The 16,018-nt window shown below is 71.9% G+C and carries 16 protein-coding genes; 4 read left to right on the forward strand and 12 right to left on the reverse strand.

What is annotated here, in order from left to right:
* The first annotated feature begins 74 nt into the window (after nucleotides 1-74).
* The gene (locus CCN37_RS24545) at nucleotides 75-923 is read left to right on the forward strand and encodes a hypothetical protein (RefSeq protein ID WP_086825108.1); all 849 of its coding nucleotides are present in this window, start codon (nucleotides 75-77) and stop codon (nucleotides 921-923) included.
* Here CCN37_RS24545 and CCN37_RS24550 read toward each other — a convergent pair.
* Nucleotides 920-1,333, reverse strand: a complete 414-nt coding sequence (locus CCN37_RS24550) for a MerR family transcriptional regulator (RefSeq protein ID WP_086825110.1) — start codon at nucleotides 1,331-1,333, stop codon at nucleotides 920-922. The two genes, CCN37_RS24545 and CCN37_RS24550, sit on opposite strands and share 4 nt — an antisense overlap.
* Before the next feature lie 80 nt (nucleotides 1,334-1,413).
* On the opposite strand from CCN37_RS24550, the gene CCN37_RS24555 reads away from it, so the two are divergent.
* Nucleotides 1,414-2,307: an NAD(P)H-binding protein gene (locus CCN37_RS24555; RefSeq protein ID WP_086825113.1), complete on the forward strand. Its 894-nt coding sequence runs from the start codon at nucleotides 1,414-1,416 to the stop codon at nucleotides 2,305-2,307.
* Here the strand turns inward: CCN37_RS24555 and CCN37_RS24560 are convergent.
* From CCN37_RS24560 to CCN37_RS24605, 10 genes are all read right to left on the reverse strand, one after another.
* A complete protein-coding gene (locus tag CCN37_RS24560) occupies nucleotides 2,270-3,484 on the reverse strand; it encodes a GNAT family N-acetyltransferase (protein WP_086825115.1) in 1,215 nt (404 codons plus the stop codon). The genes CCN37_RS24555 and CCN37_RS24560 overlap by 38 nt on opposite strands.
* A gap of 75 nt (nucleotides 3,485-3,559) precedes the next feature.
* Entirely contained in the window at nucleotides 3,560-4,270 is a 711-nt protein-coding gene (locus CCN37_RS24565; RefSeq protein ID WP_086825117.1) for a DUF4333 domain-containing protein, read from the reverse strand.
* A 199-nt stretch (nucleotides 4,271-4,469) separates the two neighbouring features.
* The gene (locus tag CCN37_RS24570; protein WP_086825119.1) at nucleotides 4,470-7,229 is read right to left on the reverse strand and encodes an RNA helicase; all 2,760 of its coding nucleotides are present in this window, start codon (nucleotides 7,227-7,229) and stop codon (nucleotides 4,470-4,472) included.
* Between the two features lie 65 nt (nucleotides 7,230-7,294).
* Nucleotides 7,295-8,194: a diacylglycerol kinase family protein gene (locus CCN37_RS24575; RefSeq protein WP_086825120.1), complete on the reverse strand. Its 900-nt coding sequence runs from the start codon at nucleotides 8,192-8,194 to the stop codon at nucleotides 7,295-7,297.
* Nucleotides 8,191-9,165, reverse strand: coding sequence for a twin-arginine translocase subunit TatC (gene tatC / locus CCN37_RS24580; RefSeq protein WP_246843273.1), 975 nt, complete (start codon nucleotides 9,163-9,165; stop codon nucleotides 8,191-8,193). The genes CCN37_RS24575 and tatC overlap by 4 nt, the downstream gene beginning before the upstream one ends.
* A gap of 19 nt (nucleotides 9,166-9,184) precedes the next feature.
* Nucleotides 9,185-9,496, reverse strand: coding sequence for a Sec-independent protein translocase subunit TatA (gene tatA / locus CCN37_RS24585; RefSeq protein ID WP_086825122.1), 312 nt, complete (start codon nucleotides 9,494-9,496; stop codon nucleotides 9,185-9,187).
* 22 nt (nucleotides 9,497-9,518) lie between these two features.
* Nucleotides 9,519-9,761 carry a bacteriophage holin gene (locus tag CCN37_RS24590; protein ID WP_086825124.1) on the reverse strand — a complete coding sequence of 81 codons (243 nt, stop codon included), beginning with the start codon at nucleotides 9,759-9,761 and terminating at the stop codon, nucleotides 9,519-9,521.
* Nucleotides 9,762-9,878: 117 nt separating this feature from the next.
* Nucleotides 9,879-10,853 carry a YafY family protein gene (locus CCN37_RS24595; RefSeq protein ID WP_086825126.1) on the reverse strand — a complete coding sequence of 325 codons (975 nt, stop codon included), beginning with the start codon at nucleotides 10,851-10,853 and terminating at the stop codon, nucleotides 9,879-9,881.
* Nucleotides 10,853-11,827, reverse strand: a complete 975-nt coding sequence (locus CCN37_RS24600) for a YafY family protein (protein WP_086825128.1) — start codon at nucleotides 11,825-11,827, stop codon at nucleotides 10,853-10,855. Before CCN37_RS24600 ends, CCN37_RS24595 begins: the two co-directional genes overlap by 1 nt.
* 48 nt (nucleotides 11,828-11,875) lie before the next feature.
* On the reverse strand, nucleotides 11,876-12,433 hold the full coding sequence (locus CCN37_RS24605) for a DinB family protein (protein ID WP_086825130.1): 558 nt from the start codon (nucleotides 12,431-12,433) through the stop codon (nucleotides 11,876-11,878).
* A gap of 62 nt (nucleotides 12,434-12,495) precedes the next feature.
* On the opposite strand from CCN37_RS24605, the gene CCN37_RS24610 reads away from it, so the two are divergent.
* A complete protein-coding gene (locus tag CCN37_RS24610) occupies nucleotides 12,496-12,855 on the forward strand; it encodes a YafY family protein (protein WP_246843274.1) in 360 nt (119 codons plus the stop codon).
* Between the two features lie 125 nt (nucleotides 12,856-12,980).
* Here CCN37_RS24610 and pafA read toward each other — a convergent pair whose 3' ends face one another.
* Entirely contained in the window at nucleotides 12,981-14,339 is a 1,359-nt protein-coding gene (gene pafA / locus CCN37_RS24615) for a Pup--protein ligase (RefSeq protein WP_086825134.1), read from the reverse strand.
* Between the two features lie 139 nt (nucleotides 14,340-14,478).
* Between pafA and CCN37_RS24620 the strand changes: the two genes are divergently transcribed.
* The gene (locus tag CCN37_RS24620) at nucleotides 14,479-15,978 is read left to right on the forward strand and encodes a bifunctional phosphatase PAP2/diacylglycerol kinase family protein (protein WP_086825136.1); all 1,500 of its coding nucleotides are present in this window, start codon (nucleotides 14,479-14,481) and stop codon (nucleotides 15,976-15,978) included.
* Nucleotides 15,979-16,018: the final 40 nt, after the last annotated feature.

A 16,018-nucleotide genomic window follows, 5' to 3' on the forward strand; every position in this document is an offset into this window, starting at 1 on the left:
AGGGGGTCGGCAGGCACTGCCGACGAGGTCCGAGAGGACCGATCAGAGCAGCACCACGCATCCTGGGGGACGCCATGCGCAGGATCTCGCTCGTCGTCATGAGCACCACCGTGCTGGCGGCGCTGGCCGCCTGCACGACCACACCACCACCGGCACCGGCACCGCCCGCCCCACCCACGCTGACCAGCCCGGCCGCGCCCGCGCTCACGAAGCTGGGCAGCGCATCCGAGTTCGTCACCGCCGTCAACGAGGGCATGCGGGCGAAGAAGACCGCCACCGTCACCGCCGAAGCCCAAGCCGGCGAGGGCATCACCTCGACGCACGTCACCGGGCTGCTGCGCTTCGACGGCGGCGATCGGGTGTCCACCTCGACGGTCACCACCACTCCCGAGGGGCGCGCGACGGTCCTCATGCTGGCCGGGGAGAACTTCATGCAGAGCCTCAACACGGCCAAGCAGAACCCGGCCAAGCCCTGGAAGCGGCTCGCCCCGCCGGGCAAGTACGGCGACATGAGTTCGGACCTGTTGCTGTCCAAGAGCCTCGCGGAGGAGGTGCACCCGGTGTTGAAGATCGACTGGCTGCGCAGCTCCGGCACGCTGGAGGCGACCGCGGAGGAGTCCGTGGACGGGGTGCCCACGATCCGGTACACGATCACCGTGGACATGGCCAAGGTCCTCAAGAGCGTGGCCACGCAGAACAACCTCCAGCTCAACGCCCAGCTGGAGCACGACATCAGCGCCGGCAAGACCAGCGTCAAGCACGAGGTGTGGGTGGGGCAGGGCACCGTCCCGCTGCGCTGGCGGACCACCGCGCCGGGGCCGGACAAGAAGCCGCTGTCCACCACGACCACCTTCCAGGACTGGGGCAAGCCGGTCGAGCTCACCGCGCCCCCCGCCGACCAGACCATCACCGAGAAGCGCTAGGTCCGGGTGCGCGGCAGGCTGACCGTCGCGCGGAAGCCAGGACAGTCGCTGTCGCCCTGGTGGGAGCAGTCGCGGAGGTGGCGGAGGTAGTCGCGGGCGTCCTCCAGCCGGCGAATGCGGCCGTCGACGGCCTCGATGGCTCCGGTGATCACGCGGTGCCAGGTCGTCGCGTCGCGCCCAGCGGTGAGCAGTTCGCGGATCTGGTCGATGCCGAACAACGCCGTGTCCCGCCACCGCTTCACGACCGCGATCCGGTACAGCTGCTCGACGTCGTAGCAGCGCTGGTTGGCGCGGCGGTGCGAGCTGAGCAGGCCTTCGTGCTCCCAGAAGCGCAACGTGGACAGCGGCAGCTCGAAGTGCTCGGCGGCCTCGGTGATCGAAGTCCTGGCGATCGACGTCTGCTGGTCCATACCGACAGTTGACCTCAACCACACTTCAGCGGGCAAGGTGAGGCTTACCTAATAGTCACGCCGAACGCGAGGTGCCGACCATGAACAACGTCCTGGTGCTGGGCGCGACCGGGAAGGTCGGCCGGCACGTGGTCGGCCAGCTGCGCGAGCGGGGCCGCCGCGTGCGGGCGGTGTCCCGGTCCAGCCCGGACCGCTTCGACTGGGCGGACCGGGACACCTGGCGGCCCGTGCTCGCCGATGTGGACACCGTGTACCTCAACGTGTGGGGCGTGGTCGGGGTCGCCGACCCGGCGGAGTTCACCCAGCTGGCCGCGCGGTCGGGGGTCCGCCGGATCGTGGCGCTCTCCGGGCGGGGCGACGGCGGCGAGGACTTCCTGCTGACCACCCCGTACGGACCGTGGGCCAAGGCCGTCGCCGACGGCGAGCGCGCCGCCCAGGACAGCGGCACGGAGTGGACGGTCGTGCGGCCGTGCTGGTTCGCGCAGACCTTCGAGGAGGACCCGAAGCTGTCCGACGTGCGCGCGGGCGAGGTGCTGATCCCCGTCGGCGAGGGCACGGTGCCCTTCGTGGACGCCGTCGACATCGCCGCGGTCGCCATCGCCGCGCTCACCGAGGACGGCCACCAGGAGCAGGTCTACGAGGTGTCCGGGCCGAGGGCGATGACCTTCGCCGAAGCGGTGGCCGAGATCGCCGCGGCGACCGGCCGGGACATCACGTGCGTGCCGGTGCGGCTGGCCGAGTACGTCGAACACCTGGTGGACCGGGGGTACGACCGCGACGCGGCGCGGGCGCAGGCCGGGCCGTTCCAGTGGCTGCACCGCGGGAACACCGGCTTCCTCAGCGACGGGGTGCTGCGAGCGACCGGGCGCGAGCCCCGCGACTTCGCCGCCTACGCCCGGCGGGCGGCGGCCACCGGCGTGTGGTCGGCCTCGGGCGTCAGAAGAACGTCCCGGAGTGGGGTGAGCGGGCGGTGACGAAGAGCCGGTCGGCCCGCTCCAGCGCGGCGGGCTCGTGCGCGACGAGCCTGCCCGTCGCGGCCAGCTGCGACGCGGGCAGGTCGCCGAGGTAGAGCATGGCCAGCGCGTCCACCGGCAGTTCCAGGTCGGCCGGGGCGTCCGTGCGCTCAACGCCGTCCTGGCCGACGCGGTAGCGCCCGGAGTTCTCCGGCAGGAGCCGGTCGTGCACCTCCACGACCACCGGCTCGGCCGCGCCGTAGGACCGCGCGGCCAGCGCCGTCGGCACGTCGACCAGCCGCAGCCAGGTCTCCTCGTCCAGGTTCACGGTCCGGCAGTCGCCCCGGTTCGGCAGGATCAGCTCGACGGGCTCGTCCAGCGGCCTGCCCCACGCGCGCACCCAGCGGACCAGGTCGGCTCCGAGCAGGAAGCGCCACAGCGCGAGCACGACGCCGAGCGAGCTCCCGTGCATGTCGTGCACATCGATGCGGCGGTCCTGCCGGTCCGGCCCGGAATCCACCATGGTCGTCTCGTAGAGCGCGTACCCGTCGTCCCCGTCCGGTCCACTGTGGACGATCCCGACCAGCCGCTCCTTCAGCGCGAGCCTGCGCTCCAGCTGCATCAGCCACCAGCCGCGCGGGCGGCTCATCATGCCCGGCCGGTGCAAGCCGACCCGCTCGTAGATCCTGGGCAGCTCGGCGGCCAGCTCCTCGGTGTCCAAGATCCGGACCTCGCCGACGCCGGGCAACGGCGGGGCCGGACGTCCTCGCGCCGCCTCCACCTCCACGGTGCGGCCCCGGCAGGCCACGCCGTAGCCGAAGCGGCCGTAGATCACCGACTCCGTGGCGTGCAGCGAGGCCAGCGGCTCGCCCAGCTCGCGGATCTGCCGCAGCTGCGCGCTCATCAGCTCGGTCAGCACACCGCGGCGGGTGTGGTCGGCGCGCACGCCCACCCGGCTCACCGCGGCCAGCGGCAGCACCGCGCCACCGGGGACCGCCATGGTCGCACCGAAGGACTGGGCGCTGCCGACGATCCGGCCCGCGCGGAAGGCGCCGAAGCAGCGCTCAAGCGGATAGCCCCGCGAGCCGAACTCCCACGACTCGTCGGAGGTCGGGGCACTGTGCAGGCTGCCGAGGAACAGCGTGTGCGCCGCGCGCTTCTCGGACTCCTCCAGCAGACGGACCTGGTAGTCGCTCACGCCGCGATCCTCTCCGGAAAAGGCGAACGGGGCGACCGGATATCCGATCGCCCCGCTCCCGTCAGGTGTGCCGTGCTACTTCGGGTAGCCGACCTCGTAGCGGCCCTCCGCGGTCTTCACCGTGATCGGGATGACCTTGTCCTTGCCGTCGATCTTGGCCTTGCACTCGAAGGTGGCGTTGAGCGCGACCTTCTGGCTGGCCGGGCAGGTGACCGACTCGGTCTTGGTCTGGCCGTAGCGCTCGGTGAGCATCTTCTTCACGTCGTTCTGCATCGCCGTGTTGTCGAAGACCTTGCTCACGAAGAAGCCCGGGGTGATGAACCCGGTGACGCCGACTGCCGCCAGCACCACGATCGCCACGATGCCGATGATCAGCGGCATCTTGGACTTCTTCTTCTCCGGCTGCGCGCCGTAGGGGTTCTGGCCGAACTGCCCCGGCTGGCCCTGCTGCTGGCCCTGCTGACCGGGGTAGCCCTGCTGGCCCGGGTACTGGCCGGGCTGCTGCTGGCCGGGTTGCTGGCCGAACTGACCGGGCTGGCCGGGCTGCTGCTGGTGGCCGGGCGGCGGGTAGCCACCGGGCTGCTGCGGCTGCCCGAACTGGCCGGGCTGGCCCGGCTGCTGGCCGAACTGGCCCTGGTTCGGGTCGTACGGGGGCTGCTGGCCGGGCTGCTGGGGGAAACCGCCGGACGGAGTGCCCTGCTGGCCGTACCCCCCGCCGTAGGGCTGCTGACCCCACTGCTGCTGGTTGGGGTCGTTCCCTCCGGGCGGGCCGTAGGGGCTGGTCATTCTTCGTTCGCCTCCGGAATCGAGGTCGCGCCATGGACGACGGAACACCCCCGCGTGGGCAGGGAGGACGACATCCGGGCAAAGGGCAGTGCATCAGCCATTGGCGCGGTGTGCGTCGCTGCGCGCGATCCAACCACAGCTTCGGCCGTCTTTCGCAGCGGACCGGCGAATTGGGTCGCAGTGGTGTCCAGCGGGCCGCTCACAGGGTGCCCATCGCCACCACGCCGCGGCGCAGCGAGCTCGCCGCCTTGGCCGCGGTCGCCCCGACCGGATCGGCGCGCCCGACCACGTCCCTGACCTGCTCCAGCAGGTCGATCACCTGGCGGCACCACCGGACGAAGTCGCCCGCCGAGAGCTCCTGGCCGTTGACCTCGGCCGCGGTGAGCACCTTCTCCAGCGACTCGCCCCGCGCCCAGCGGAAGATCGGCCACGCGAAGCCGATGTCGGGCTCCCTGGTGCGGTTGTGCAGCCGGAACCGGCGCTCGTCGTCCTCCAGGTCCACCCACAGCCGCACGGTCGCGGCCAGCGCCTCGGTCACCGGGCCCGCGGGCACCCTCGGCGCGCCGAGCGGGTCCCTGCGCGCCTCGAAGACCAGCGCCGAGATGACCGCGGCCAGCTCGGGGGCGTCCAGCCCGCGCCACACGCCGTGCCGCAGGCACTCCGCCGCGAGCAGGTCGCACTCGCTGTAGAGCCGGGTCAGCCTGCGCCCGTGCTCGGTGACCTGCTCGTCGTTGCCCTCGCCGTCGAGGTAGCCGCGCTCGCGCAGCAGCGCCCTGATCCGGTCGAAGGCCCGCGCCAGCGAGTGCGTCGTCCCGGCGACCTTGCGCTCCAGCTGCTCGGTCTCGGTCTCCAGCCGCGAGTACCGCTCGCCCCAGCGGGCGTGGTCCTCGCGCTTGTCGCAGCCGTGGCAGGGGTGCGCGCGCAGCGCCCTGCGCAGTGCGGCCAGCTCGCCGTCCTCGTTCACGTCCGATCGCTTGCGGCCGCCCCGCGTCGGCACGCTGATCCCGCTGGCGCGCAACGTGGAGGCGAGGTCGCGGCGGGACTTGGGCGAGCGCACGTCGACCTGCTTGGGCAGCCGCACCTGGCCCAACGGCTCGACCGGGGCGGGGAAGTCGGCCGCGGAGAGCCGTCCGGCCCAGCGGTCCTCGTTGACCACCAGCGGCCGGGTCTCCCCGCGCTGGTCGAGCCCGGGGTCGATGACGATGGCCAGCCCGCTGCGCCGCCCGGTCGGCACGGCGATCACGTCACCCTTGTGCAGCCGCGCCAGCGAGGTCTCCACCTCGGCGCGCTTGGCCGAGCTGTTCTGCTTGGCCAGCGCCTTCTCCCTGGTGGAGATCTGCTTGCGCAGGCCCGCGTACTCGCCGAAGTCGCCGAGGTGGCAGCTCATCGACTCGGCGTAGCCCGCCAGCGCCTCGCGGTTGCGCTCGATCTTGCGCGCGACGCCCACCACCGAGCGGTCGGCCTGGAACTGCGCGAAGGACTGCTCCAGCATCTCCCTGGACTGCACCACGCCCAGGCGCTGCACCAGGTTCACGGCCATGTTGTAGGCGGGCCGGAACGAGGAGCGCAGCGGGTAGGTGCGGGTGGAGGCCAGGCCGCCGACCTGCTTGGGGTCGATGCCCGGCTGCCAGACCACGACCGCGTGGCCCTCGATGTCGATGCCCCGCCGCCCGGCGCGCCCGGTGAGCTGCGTGTACTCCCCCGGCGTCAGGTCGACGTGGGCCTCGCCGTTGTACTTGACCAGCTTCTCCAGCACCACCGTGCGCGCGGGCATGTTGATGCCCAGCGCCAGCGTCTCGGTGGCGAAGACCGCCTTGCACAGGCCGCGGACGAACAGCTCCTCCACGGTCTCCTTGAAGGCCGGCAGCATCCCGGCGTGGTGCGCGGCGATGCCCCGCTCGAGGGCCTCCCGCCACTCCCAGAAGCCGAGCACCGTCAGGTCGCCCTCGGGCAGGTCGGCGGTCTTCTCCTTGATGATCTCGCGGATCTGCTCGACCTCGGACTCCACCGTCAGCCGCACGCCCGCGCGCAGGCACTGGCGGACGGAGTCGTCGCAGCCCGCGCGGCTGAAGATGAACAGGATCGCGGGCAGCAGCCCGGCCCCGTCCAGCCGCTCCACCACGTCGGGGCGCGACGGCGGGCGGTAGCGCTGACCGCGTCCACCCCCGCGCGGCCCGCGCGCCCGGGAGAACGGGGTGTAGTGCCGGTCCAGCTCGCCGACCTGCCGCGCCAGCTCGGGGTTGATCCGGGTGTCACCGGAGTTCGCCGCGTCCTCCGCCGCGAACAGGTCGTACATCCGGTTGCCCACCAGCATGTGCTGCCACAGCGGCACCGGGCGGACCTCGTCGACGACGATGGTGGTGTCCCCGCGCACGGTCTTGAGCCACTCGCCGAACTCCTCGGCGTTGCTGACCGTCGCCGACAGGCTGACCAGCCGCACGTGGTCGGGGAGGCTGAGGATGACCTCCTCCCACACCGCGCCGCGGAAGCGGTCGGCGAGGTAGTGCACCTCGTCCATCACCACGTAGCCGAGGTTGTCCACAGTGGACGAACCCGCGTAGATCATGTTGCGCAGCACCTCGGTGGTCATCACCACCACGGGCGCGCCGCCGTTGACGGAGGTGTCCCCGGTCAGCAGGCCGACGTTCTCCGCGCCGTAGCGCGCGACCAGATCGGCGTGCTTCTGGTTGGACAGCGCCTTGATCGGCGTGGTGTAGAAGCACTTGCGGCCCTCGCCGAGCGCCATGTGCACGGCGAACTCGCCGACGACCGTCTTGCCCGCGCCGGTCGGGGCGCACACGAGCACGCCGTGCCCGTCCTCCAGCGCCTCGCAGGAGGAGCGCTGGAACGGGTCGAGCTCGAAGGAGACCAGCTGTTCGAAGTCGGTGAGCCGGGGGTGGGAGGCCCGCCGCTTCGCCGTCGAGTAGGCCTCTGCTGGAGAAGAGCCGCTAGCTGACACCCGACCAGGTTGTCACACACCACCGACAGCACGGCGGCGACAGCCGCAACGCCACGCAAACTTGATCATTCCGGCACCAGCACGCGCAGCGCGCCGGGCACCGAGGTCACGGTCAGCGGCAGCTCCGCCTGGCGCTCGCCGTCGGCGTAGGCCACCCAGTCGTTGTCCCCGCCCAGCCGCACCGAGCGCGCCCGCAGCGTCCGCACCTCGGGCAGCTCCACGTGCCTGCCGGAGCGCAGCCGGGGCAGCATCTTCACCATCAGCGCGCGCGGAGCCGCGGTCACCACGGTCAGGTCGAGCAGCCCGTCACCGGCGTCCGCGTCCGGGCAGACGGGGATTCCGCCGCCGTAGCACCGGGTGTTGCCGACCGCGACGAGCGTGGCGTCCAGTTCCAGGCGCTCGTGCTCGGTCTCCACGACCAGCGGCCGGGCGCGCAGGTGCGCCAGCTCGGCCAGGATCGCCAGGTCGTAGCGCTTGGGCCCGCGCGGCCAGCGCATCCGGTTGGCGCGCTCGTTGACCGCCGAGTCGAAGCCCGCGCAGAGCACCGTGGCGAACCACGCGCCGCCCTCCACCCGCCCCAGGTCCAAGCGCCCCCACGAGCCCCTGACCAGCGCGGAGGCAAAGGCGTCTGCCGCTGCGAGCGAGGTCTTCGGCCAGCCGAGCGCGGCGGCCAGGTCGTTGCCCGTGCCCGCCGGGATCACCGCGAACGCCGTCGCCGACTCGGCGCACGCCTGCAAGCCCGCGTGCGCGGCACCGTCACCGCCGAGCATGGCCAGCACGTCCACACCGGACTCCACCGCGCGGTGGGCCAATTCAATCGCGTGCTCGCCGCTGCGCGCGATTGACTGCACGAGTTCCCCGGCGGCGGGCCGAATCCGAGCCGCGACACCACCCGCGACCCGTGCCGCCGCGCCAGCCCCAGAAGCGGGGCTGACGACTAACGCGACCTTGGGCCCGCTGCTCACGTGGCGTCGTCGTAGCGGTTGCGCGGAAGCTCAGCGGAAGCGGCGGGCTCCGGCGTCGCGGTCTCCGGCACGCTCGGCGTCAGGTCCAGCGGCGCGGCCTCGTCGGGCGAGATGTTCGCCCACTTCGAGGTCTCGTCGCGCTTGGCCTTGCGCTTGTCGTGCACGCGGCACACCTGCAACGCGAACTCGAAGAGCACCGTCAGCGCGAGCGCCAGCACCACCATGCCGACCGGGTCGGTGCCCGGCGTGGCCACGGCCGCGAAGACGAACAGGCCGAAGATGATGCCCCGGCGCCACTTCTTCAGCTTCTCGTAGGTGACCGCGCCGATCCGGTTGAGCATCACGATGACCAACGGCATCTCGAAGCTCACGCCGAACACGATCAGCATCGTCAGCACGAAGCTCACGTAGGAGGAACCGCTGAGCGCCGTCACGTAGAACTCGCCCGCGAAGCCGACCAGCACCGACAGCCCCGCCGGGATCACCACGTAGGCGAGCACGGTGCCGACGATGAACAGGAAGCTGGCCGAGAAGACGAAGATCCGCGCGAACTTGCGCTCCTTGGCGTACAGGCCCGGGGTGATGAACGCCCACACCTGGTACAGCCACACCGGGCTGACCAGCGCGGCGCCCGCGCCGAGCCCGACCTTGAGCTGGATCATGAACGCCTCGAACGGCTGCTGCTGGATCAGCACGCACTGGTCGCTCGGGAAGCGCTGCGCCGCGGGAATCCCGCAGTAGGGCTCCCGGAGCAGCGTCTCCAGCGCGGGCAGCCCCGCGATGCGGGTGGTGAACCAGATCCAGCCGATGATGCCGCCGACGGTGAGCGCCAGCGAGATGATCGCCACCCGGTGCTTCAGCTCGCGCAGGTGATCCAGCAGCGTCATGGTGCCGTCCGGATTGTGCTTCCGGCTCCACGGCTTGCGCTTGCGCCCGCTCGGGATCAGGCGGCGCAGCGGATTGCTCGCCACCTCGTGGTCCCGGCCTCTCTCAGCGGTTGTCGGTGCGCGGCTGCTGCTGCTCCAGCGGCGGCGCCACCTGCGGGGCGGGCTGCTGCTGGACCGGCTGCGCCGGGGGCAGCGGAGCCGGGGCGGGCTGCTGGTACTGCTGCTGCGGCGCCTGCTGCTGGGCGGGAGCCTGGCCCTCGGGCTGGCCGTCCTTGTTCATGGCCTTGGTCTCGGCCTTGAAGATGCGCATCGACTGCCCGATGGATCGCGCCATCGTCGGCAGCTTGGCAGCGCCGAAGAGCAGCACCACCACGAGCGCGATGATGATGATCTCGAAGCCTCCGAGATTGGGCACGGTGTCCTCCTCGTCTCTCCCGCTAGATGGTACGTGCGGAAGAGTCGTCGCTGTCGTTGGCGGATCTGGTGGACCTGCGCTCCGCGATGGCCACCTTCAGGGCGGCGGTCCGGGCGCGGAGCAGGCCGGCGCGGTCGTCCACGTGCCCGCCGACGGCCGCCGCCGCCGCGCCGAAGCGGCTCAGCGAACGGAAGACCCTGACCGCGACGAACAGCAGGACCGCCAGTCCGACGAGGACCAGCAGCAGGCTCAGCAGGTACGGCACTGGCACACCGTAACCGCCGGGAGCCCCCGAGAGAACACCGGTCCTACCCGGTTGGCCCAAGGTTCGCCCCAGGTTGTCCGGCCTGCCGGAATTCCCGAGCTGATCTTCACCGGCACCTCACACGCGGGCCTGCGCGGCGGCCGCCCTGCGCAGCGCGGTGGCGGCCCGCTCGGCCACCAGGCGGGCCAGCGAGGCGGGTTCCTCCACGCTCACCCGCCCGCCCTGACCGAGCAGCAGCCGCACCATCCACGACTCGTCGCCGTAGCGCATCACGACCCGCATCCGCCCGTCCGGCAGGTCGGTGACCTCCTCGACGGGGTAGTACTCCGCGATCCAGCGCGCGTCCGGGTCCAGCAGCAGCACCGCCGTCCCCTGCCCGTCCCTGGCCCGGAACACGCCGTCGGAGACGTCGGTGGGGCGGGCGTGCGGCGGCAGGGCGGCGCGCTCCTCCAGCGCGGTCACCTCGTCGACGCGGTCCAGCCGGAACAGCCGCACGCCCTCGGCCCGGCGGCACCACGCCTCCAGGTAGCTGCGCCCGTCCACCAGCAGCAGCCGCATCGGGTCGACCACGCGCTCGGTGATCTCGTCGCGGGAGACCGTGTAGTAGCGGATGCGGATCGCCACGCCCCGGTGCAGCGCCTCCTGGATCGGCTCGCGCATCTCCGCCGTCGCCTGGTTCTCGCGCCCGGCGAGGCCGACCGCGACCCCGGCGGGCTTGGCGTTGCCCACCGCCGACTCGACCTTGGCCAGCGCCCGCTGCACCGCGTCGGTGTCGGCCACCCCCGGGGTCTCGCCCACCGCGCGCAGGGCCACCAGCAGCGCGGTCGCCTCCTCGGCGGTCAGCCGCAGCGGCCGCTGCATGCCGGCGTCGAAGGCGACGGTGATCGTCTCGCCCTCGAAGGAGATGTCGATCAGGTCGCCCGGCCCGTAGCCCGGCAGCCCGCACATCCACAGCAGCTCAAGATCGCGCCGCAGCTGCTTCTCGGTGACGCCGAAGTCGGCCGCCGCGTCCGCGACGAAGATCCCGGGCCTGGCCAGCAGGTACGGCACCAGCGCGAGCAGCCTCGGCAGCCGGTTCTGCGCGGAGTCCACTACACCGCCCCCTTCGCGAAACCGGACATCAGCATCTGGACGTGCGCGCGCAGCGAGTCCGGCTCCAGCACCACCACGTCGGGGCCGTACCCGGCGAGCCAGCTGGCCGCCGAGTCCGGGTAGATCAGGTCGATCTCCACCACCTCGCCCGGTTCGCCGTCCAGCGCCAGGTCCTCGATCGGCTTGGCCCGCCTGCGCAGCCCCTGCGCCCGGCCCGCCGCCACCCAGACCCGCGCGGTGGCCGAGGCGGGCGGGGCGTCGTTCTGCTTGGCCACCATGCCCAGCAGGTCCACCTCCGGCGGGCGCTGCACCACGCCGTCCTTGCCCGTGGCGCGGACCGCCCCGACGATCCGGGAGAGCCGGAAGCAGCGCGGCGCGTCCCGCATCCGGTCCTGGCCGACCAGGTACCACCGGCCGCGCCAGGACACCACGCCCCAGGGCTCCACCGTGCGGCGCGCCGGTCGCGGCGAGGACTGCTTGCGGTAGTCGAACTCCACCACGCGGCCCCGGTTCACCGCCGTGAGCAGCGGCGCGAACGCGGGCTCCGAGGTGCGGACCTTGGGCTCGACCACGGCGGGGGCGTCCGGGTCCACCTCGACCCCGGCCGCGCGCAGCTTGATCAGCGCCCCGTGCGCGGCCCCGGTCAGGTCCGGGGAGTCCCACAGCCGCACGGCCAGCGCCACGGCGGCGGCCTCGTCCGGCTCCAGGTCGATCTCGCCCAGCTCGTAGTCGCGGCGCGCGATCCGGTAGCCGTCCACGGCGTCGAACACGGAGTTGCGCCCGGTCTCCAGCGGGATGCCCAGGTCGCGCAGCTCCGCCTTGTCCCGCTCGAACATGCGGAAGAACGCGTCGTCGCTGGGCGCGTCGGTGTAGCCGGGGACGATCCCCCTGATCCGTTCAGCGGTGAGGTACTGGCGGGTGGCCAGCAGGCACAGCACCAGGTTCACCAGGCGTTCGGCACGTACGGTCGGCACGCCGGGAACCTTAGCCCCTCATCACCCTGCGTGTGTCGAACACCTGTGCTAACGATCTCCGCCCCAGGTCCGCCCCGCCCCGCTCGCCCGGTAGAGGTCGCGCAGCGTGGCCACCTCGGCCCCGTGGTGCACCACCTCCCGGTTGACGTGCAGCACGAGCGCGGCGAACGGCAGGTGCCCGTACGGCCCCTCCTTCGGCCCGCAGGGCCTGGCCAGAGCGTCCTCGTCGAGCGCGGCGACCCCGCTCGACCACGCGCGGTAGCCCTCGTCCAGGTACTCCAGCGCGGCCGAGGCACTCCCCGGCCAGGTGATCGTGTCCAGGCTGAACGAGCCGTCCCCGAAGTGGTTGGACGCCCGCATCGCCAGCACCACGCTGCCGATGTGCGCCAGCCGCCACGCGATCGTGGTGAACGGCGGCGGCTCCGGCGCGGGGAAGGCCCAGTCGCAGGTCAGCACGCCGTCCGGCCCCGGGCGCACCGACCAGCAGCCGGGAACGGGCTCCCAGAAGTACTCCTCGTCGGTCAACCCCTCCAGCCTCGGCCGGAGCATGTGCTTCCAGTACCAGTCGAGCTGCTCGCCGAGCTGGTCGTGCCACGTGGTTCCCATGATCCGAGCGTATGGTCGATTCCCGACACGCCGGGACGGGAATCACCGTGACGGGAATCGGGATGACCTACGAACAGGTGCACCTGGGCGCTCCGCTGGTCGAGCGGCAGCACCGGCTGATCGAGGAGCTGCGCGCGAGCGCCGCCCAACGCCTCTCCGGCGAGACCCTGGCCAGCCGACTCGGCGTCAGCGTGCGCACCGTCGAACGCGACGTGGCGCGCCTGGTCGAGGCCGGTGTGCCCATCAGCGTCCGTCGTGGCCCGCGCGGCGGCTACGCCTTCACCACCCGCGCCACCGTCGCCCCGGTACCGCTCACCCCGGGCGAGATCGCCGCCCTCGTCGCCGCCGTGGTCGCCGTCGGCCCCTACTCCTCCGCCTCCGCCCGCACAGCTCTCGACAAACTCCTCACCGCCCTCACCTGACCCAGCTCCGTCTCTCGCGTTTTGGCAACTCCTTGCGATAGTTGAACGTTCACATTCACATCACGTTGCCAAAACGCGAAAAGGGGCGCCGCGCGGGGACGCGGCGCCCTTTCGGAGTGCGGGTGTCAGAGGGAGGCGATGAGGCGTTCGACGCGTTCGTCGACCGCGCGGAAGGGGTCCTTGCAGAGCACGGTCCGCTGGGCCTGGTCGTTGAGCTTGAGGTGCACCCAGTCGACGGTGAAGTCGCGACCCGCCTCCTGCGCGGCGGCGATGAAGTCCCCGCGCAGCTTGGCCCTGGTGGTCTGCGGGGGCGTGTCCTTGGCAGCCTCGATCTCGCTGTCGTCGGTCACCCGCAGCACCTGGTCCTTGCGCTGCAACAGGTCGAAGATGCCGCGCCCGCGCCGGATGTCGTGGTAGGCGAGGTCCAGCTGCGCGACGCGGGGGCTGGAGAGCTCCATGTCGTGCTTGGCCCGGTACCGCTCGATCAGCCGGTGCTTGATCGCCCAGTCGATCTCGCGGTCGATCAGCGTCAGGTCCTGGCGCTGCACCGCGTCCAGGGTGCGGCCCCACAGCTCGATGACCTTGTCGGCCATCGGGTCGGGCTGCCGCTGCGCGACGTGCTCGACCGCCTTCTCGTAGTACTCCCGCTGGATGTCCAGCGCGGAGGCCTCGCGCCCGCCGGCCAGCCGCACCAGGCGGGTGCCGGTGAGGTCGTGGCTGATCTCGCGGATGGCCCGTATCGGGTTGTCCAGGGTGAAGTCCTTGAACTGCACCCCGGCCTCGATCATCTCCAGCACGAGGTTGGCGCTGCCCACCTTGAGCAGCGTGGTCACCTCGGACATGTTCGAGTCGCCGACGATCACGTGCAGGCGCCGGTAGCGCTCGGCGTCGGCGTGCGGCTCGTCGCGGGTGTTGATGATCGGGCGCGAGCGCGTGGTGGCGCTGGAGACGCCCTCCCAGATGTGCTCGGCCCGCTGCGACAGGCAGTACACCGCGCCGCGCGGGGTCTGGAGCACCTTGCCCGCGCCGCAGATCAGCTGCCGCGTCACCAGGAACGGCAGCAGCACGTCGGCGATCCTGGAGAACTCCCCGGCGCGCGCCACGAGGTAGTTCTCGTGGCAGCCGTAGGAGTTGCCCGCGGAGTCGGTGTTGTTCTTGAAGAGGAAGATGTCCCCGCCGATGCCCTCGTCGGCCAGCCGCCGCTCGGCGTCGATGAGCAGGTCCTCCAGGATCCGCTCCCCCGCCTTGTCGTGGGTGACCAGCTGGGCCAGGTCGTCGCACTCGGCCGTGGCGTACTCCGGATGCGAGCCCACATCCAGGTACAGCCGGGAGCCGTTGCGCAGGAACACGTTGGACGATCTGCCCCAGGACACCACACGACGGAAGAGGTAGCGCGCCACCTCATCCGGCGAGAGCCTGCGCTGCCCGTGGAAGGTGCAGGTCACCCCGAACTCAGTCTCGATGCCGAAGATCCGCCGCTGCATATGTCCACAGTAGGGGGTCTTCGGGCGATCACCTGTGCGCCGATCGGGGAGAGAAGATCCGCGTGTCCCAAACGTCATCCCCACGGCGCACAACCGGGGCCGGTGTGCGCGCACATGTGACATTGCATAGCGTCGTGCTGTGATCGAGAAGCTGCACGCGGCCACGGAAGCCGTCATCGAACTGGATCAGGCGCTGGTGCGGCGCAGCGCGAGCCTGCCGCGCAGCAAGGCCGACCGCGCGCTCAAGACGCTCTCCCGGGCCGCCAACCACGGTGTGCTCTGGTTCGCCGTCGCGGGCCTGCTCGCCGTCCGCAAGGGACCGACCCGACGGGCCGCCGCGCGGGGTGTCGCGGCGATCGCGGGCACCAGTCCCACCGTGAACCTGGCGATGAAGCTGCTGCTGCCGCGCAGGCGCCCGGCCGCCGAGCTGATGCCGCCGCGCCGCAGGCTCTCCAGCCCGCCGACGTCCTCCTCCTTCCCCTCCGGTCACGCCGCCTCCGCCGCCGCGTTCACCACGGCGGTCGCCATGGAGTCACCGCTGGTCGGCGCCGCGATCGCGCCGCTGGCCGCGGCCGTGGCGTACTCGCGGGTGCACACCGGCGTGCACTGGGGCAGCGATGTGATCGCGGGCGCCGCCGTCGGCACCGGCATCGCGCTGGCGACCCGGCGATGGTGGCCGGTGCACCCGGACGAGCCCGCCGAGGTCCGCCCCGACGTGGAGGCCGCCGCGCTGGACGAGGGCCGGGGGCTGTTGGTGCTGGTCAACCCGAACTCCGGGATCGACGGCGAGGACCCCTCCGAGCAGGTGCGCAGCGTCTGGCCGAACGCGCGGATCGTCAACCCAAAGGAGGGGATGGACCTCATCGAGCAGATCGACAAGGAGATCTCCGACTCCGTCGACGAGGTCAAGGCGCTCGGCGTGGCGGGCGGGGACGGTTCGGTCGCCGCGATGGCCTCGCTGGCCGCGCGCAAGAAGCTGCCGCTGGCGGTGATCCCGGCGGGCACGCTCAACCACTTCGCCCGCGACATCGGGATCGAGGGCATCCTCGACGTCGACGACGCGGTGCGCGAGGGCCACGCGGTCGGCGTCGACCTGGCCACGGTGAAGGTCGACGGCCAGCCCAAGCGCTGGTTCATCAACACCGCCAGCCTCGGCGGCTACCCGGACATGGTGTCGCTGCGCGAGAAGTGGCAGGGCAAGTGGGGCAAGTGGCCCGCGGCGGCGGTCGCGCTGGTCCGCGTGCTGCACCAGGCCCAGCCGTTGGAGGTGCGGATCAACGGCAAGAGGCACAAGGTGTGGTTGCTCTTCGTCGGCAACGGCCCCTACCGGCCGCGCGGGTTCGCGCCCACGCGCAGGCCGCGCCTGGACGACGGGCTGCTGGACATCCGCTACGTGCGCGCGGACATCAAGTGGTCGCGCATCCGGTTCGTGGCCTCCGCGCTGGCCGGGGCGCTGCACCGCAGCCGCACCTACGTGCAGCAGGAGCGGCCGAACCTGGTGGTCGAGGTCCTGGGCTCGCCCGTGGCCATCGCCACCGACGGCGAGGTCGGGCCGGAGGGCAACCGGTTCCGCTTCGCCGCGCACGAGGCGGCGCTGCACGCCTACCGCGAGGAGCACGGCCGCAACAACCTCACCTGAGCCACCCGGGCGGCGGCGTGACGACCGGTGAACCCGGCCG

It is taken from the genome of Allokutzneria sp. NRRL B-24872, assembly GCF_002155965.1.
Lineage (GTDB): Bacteria > Actinomycetota > Actinomycetes > Mycobacteriales > Pseudonocardiaceae > Allokutzneria.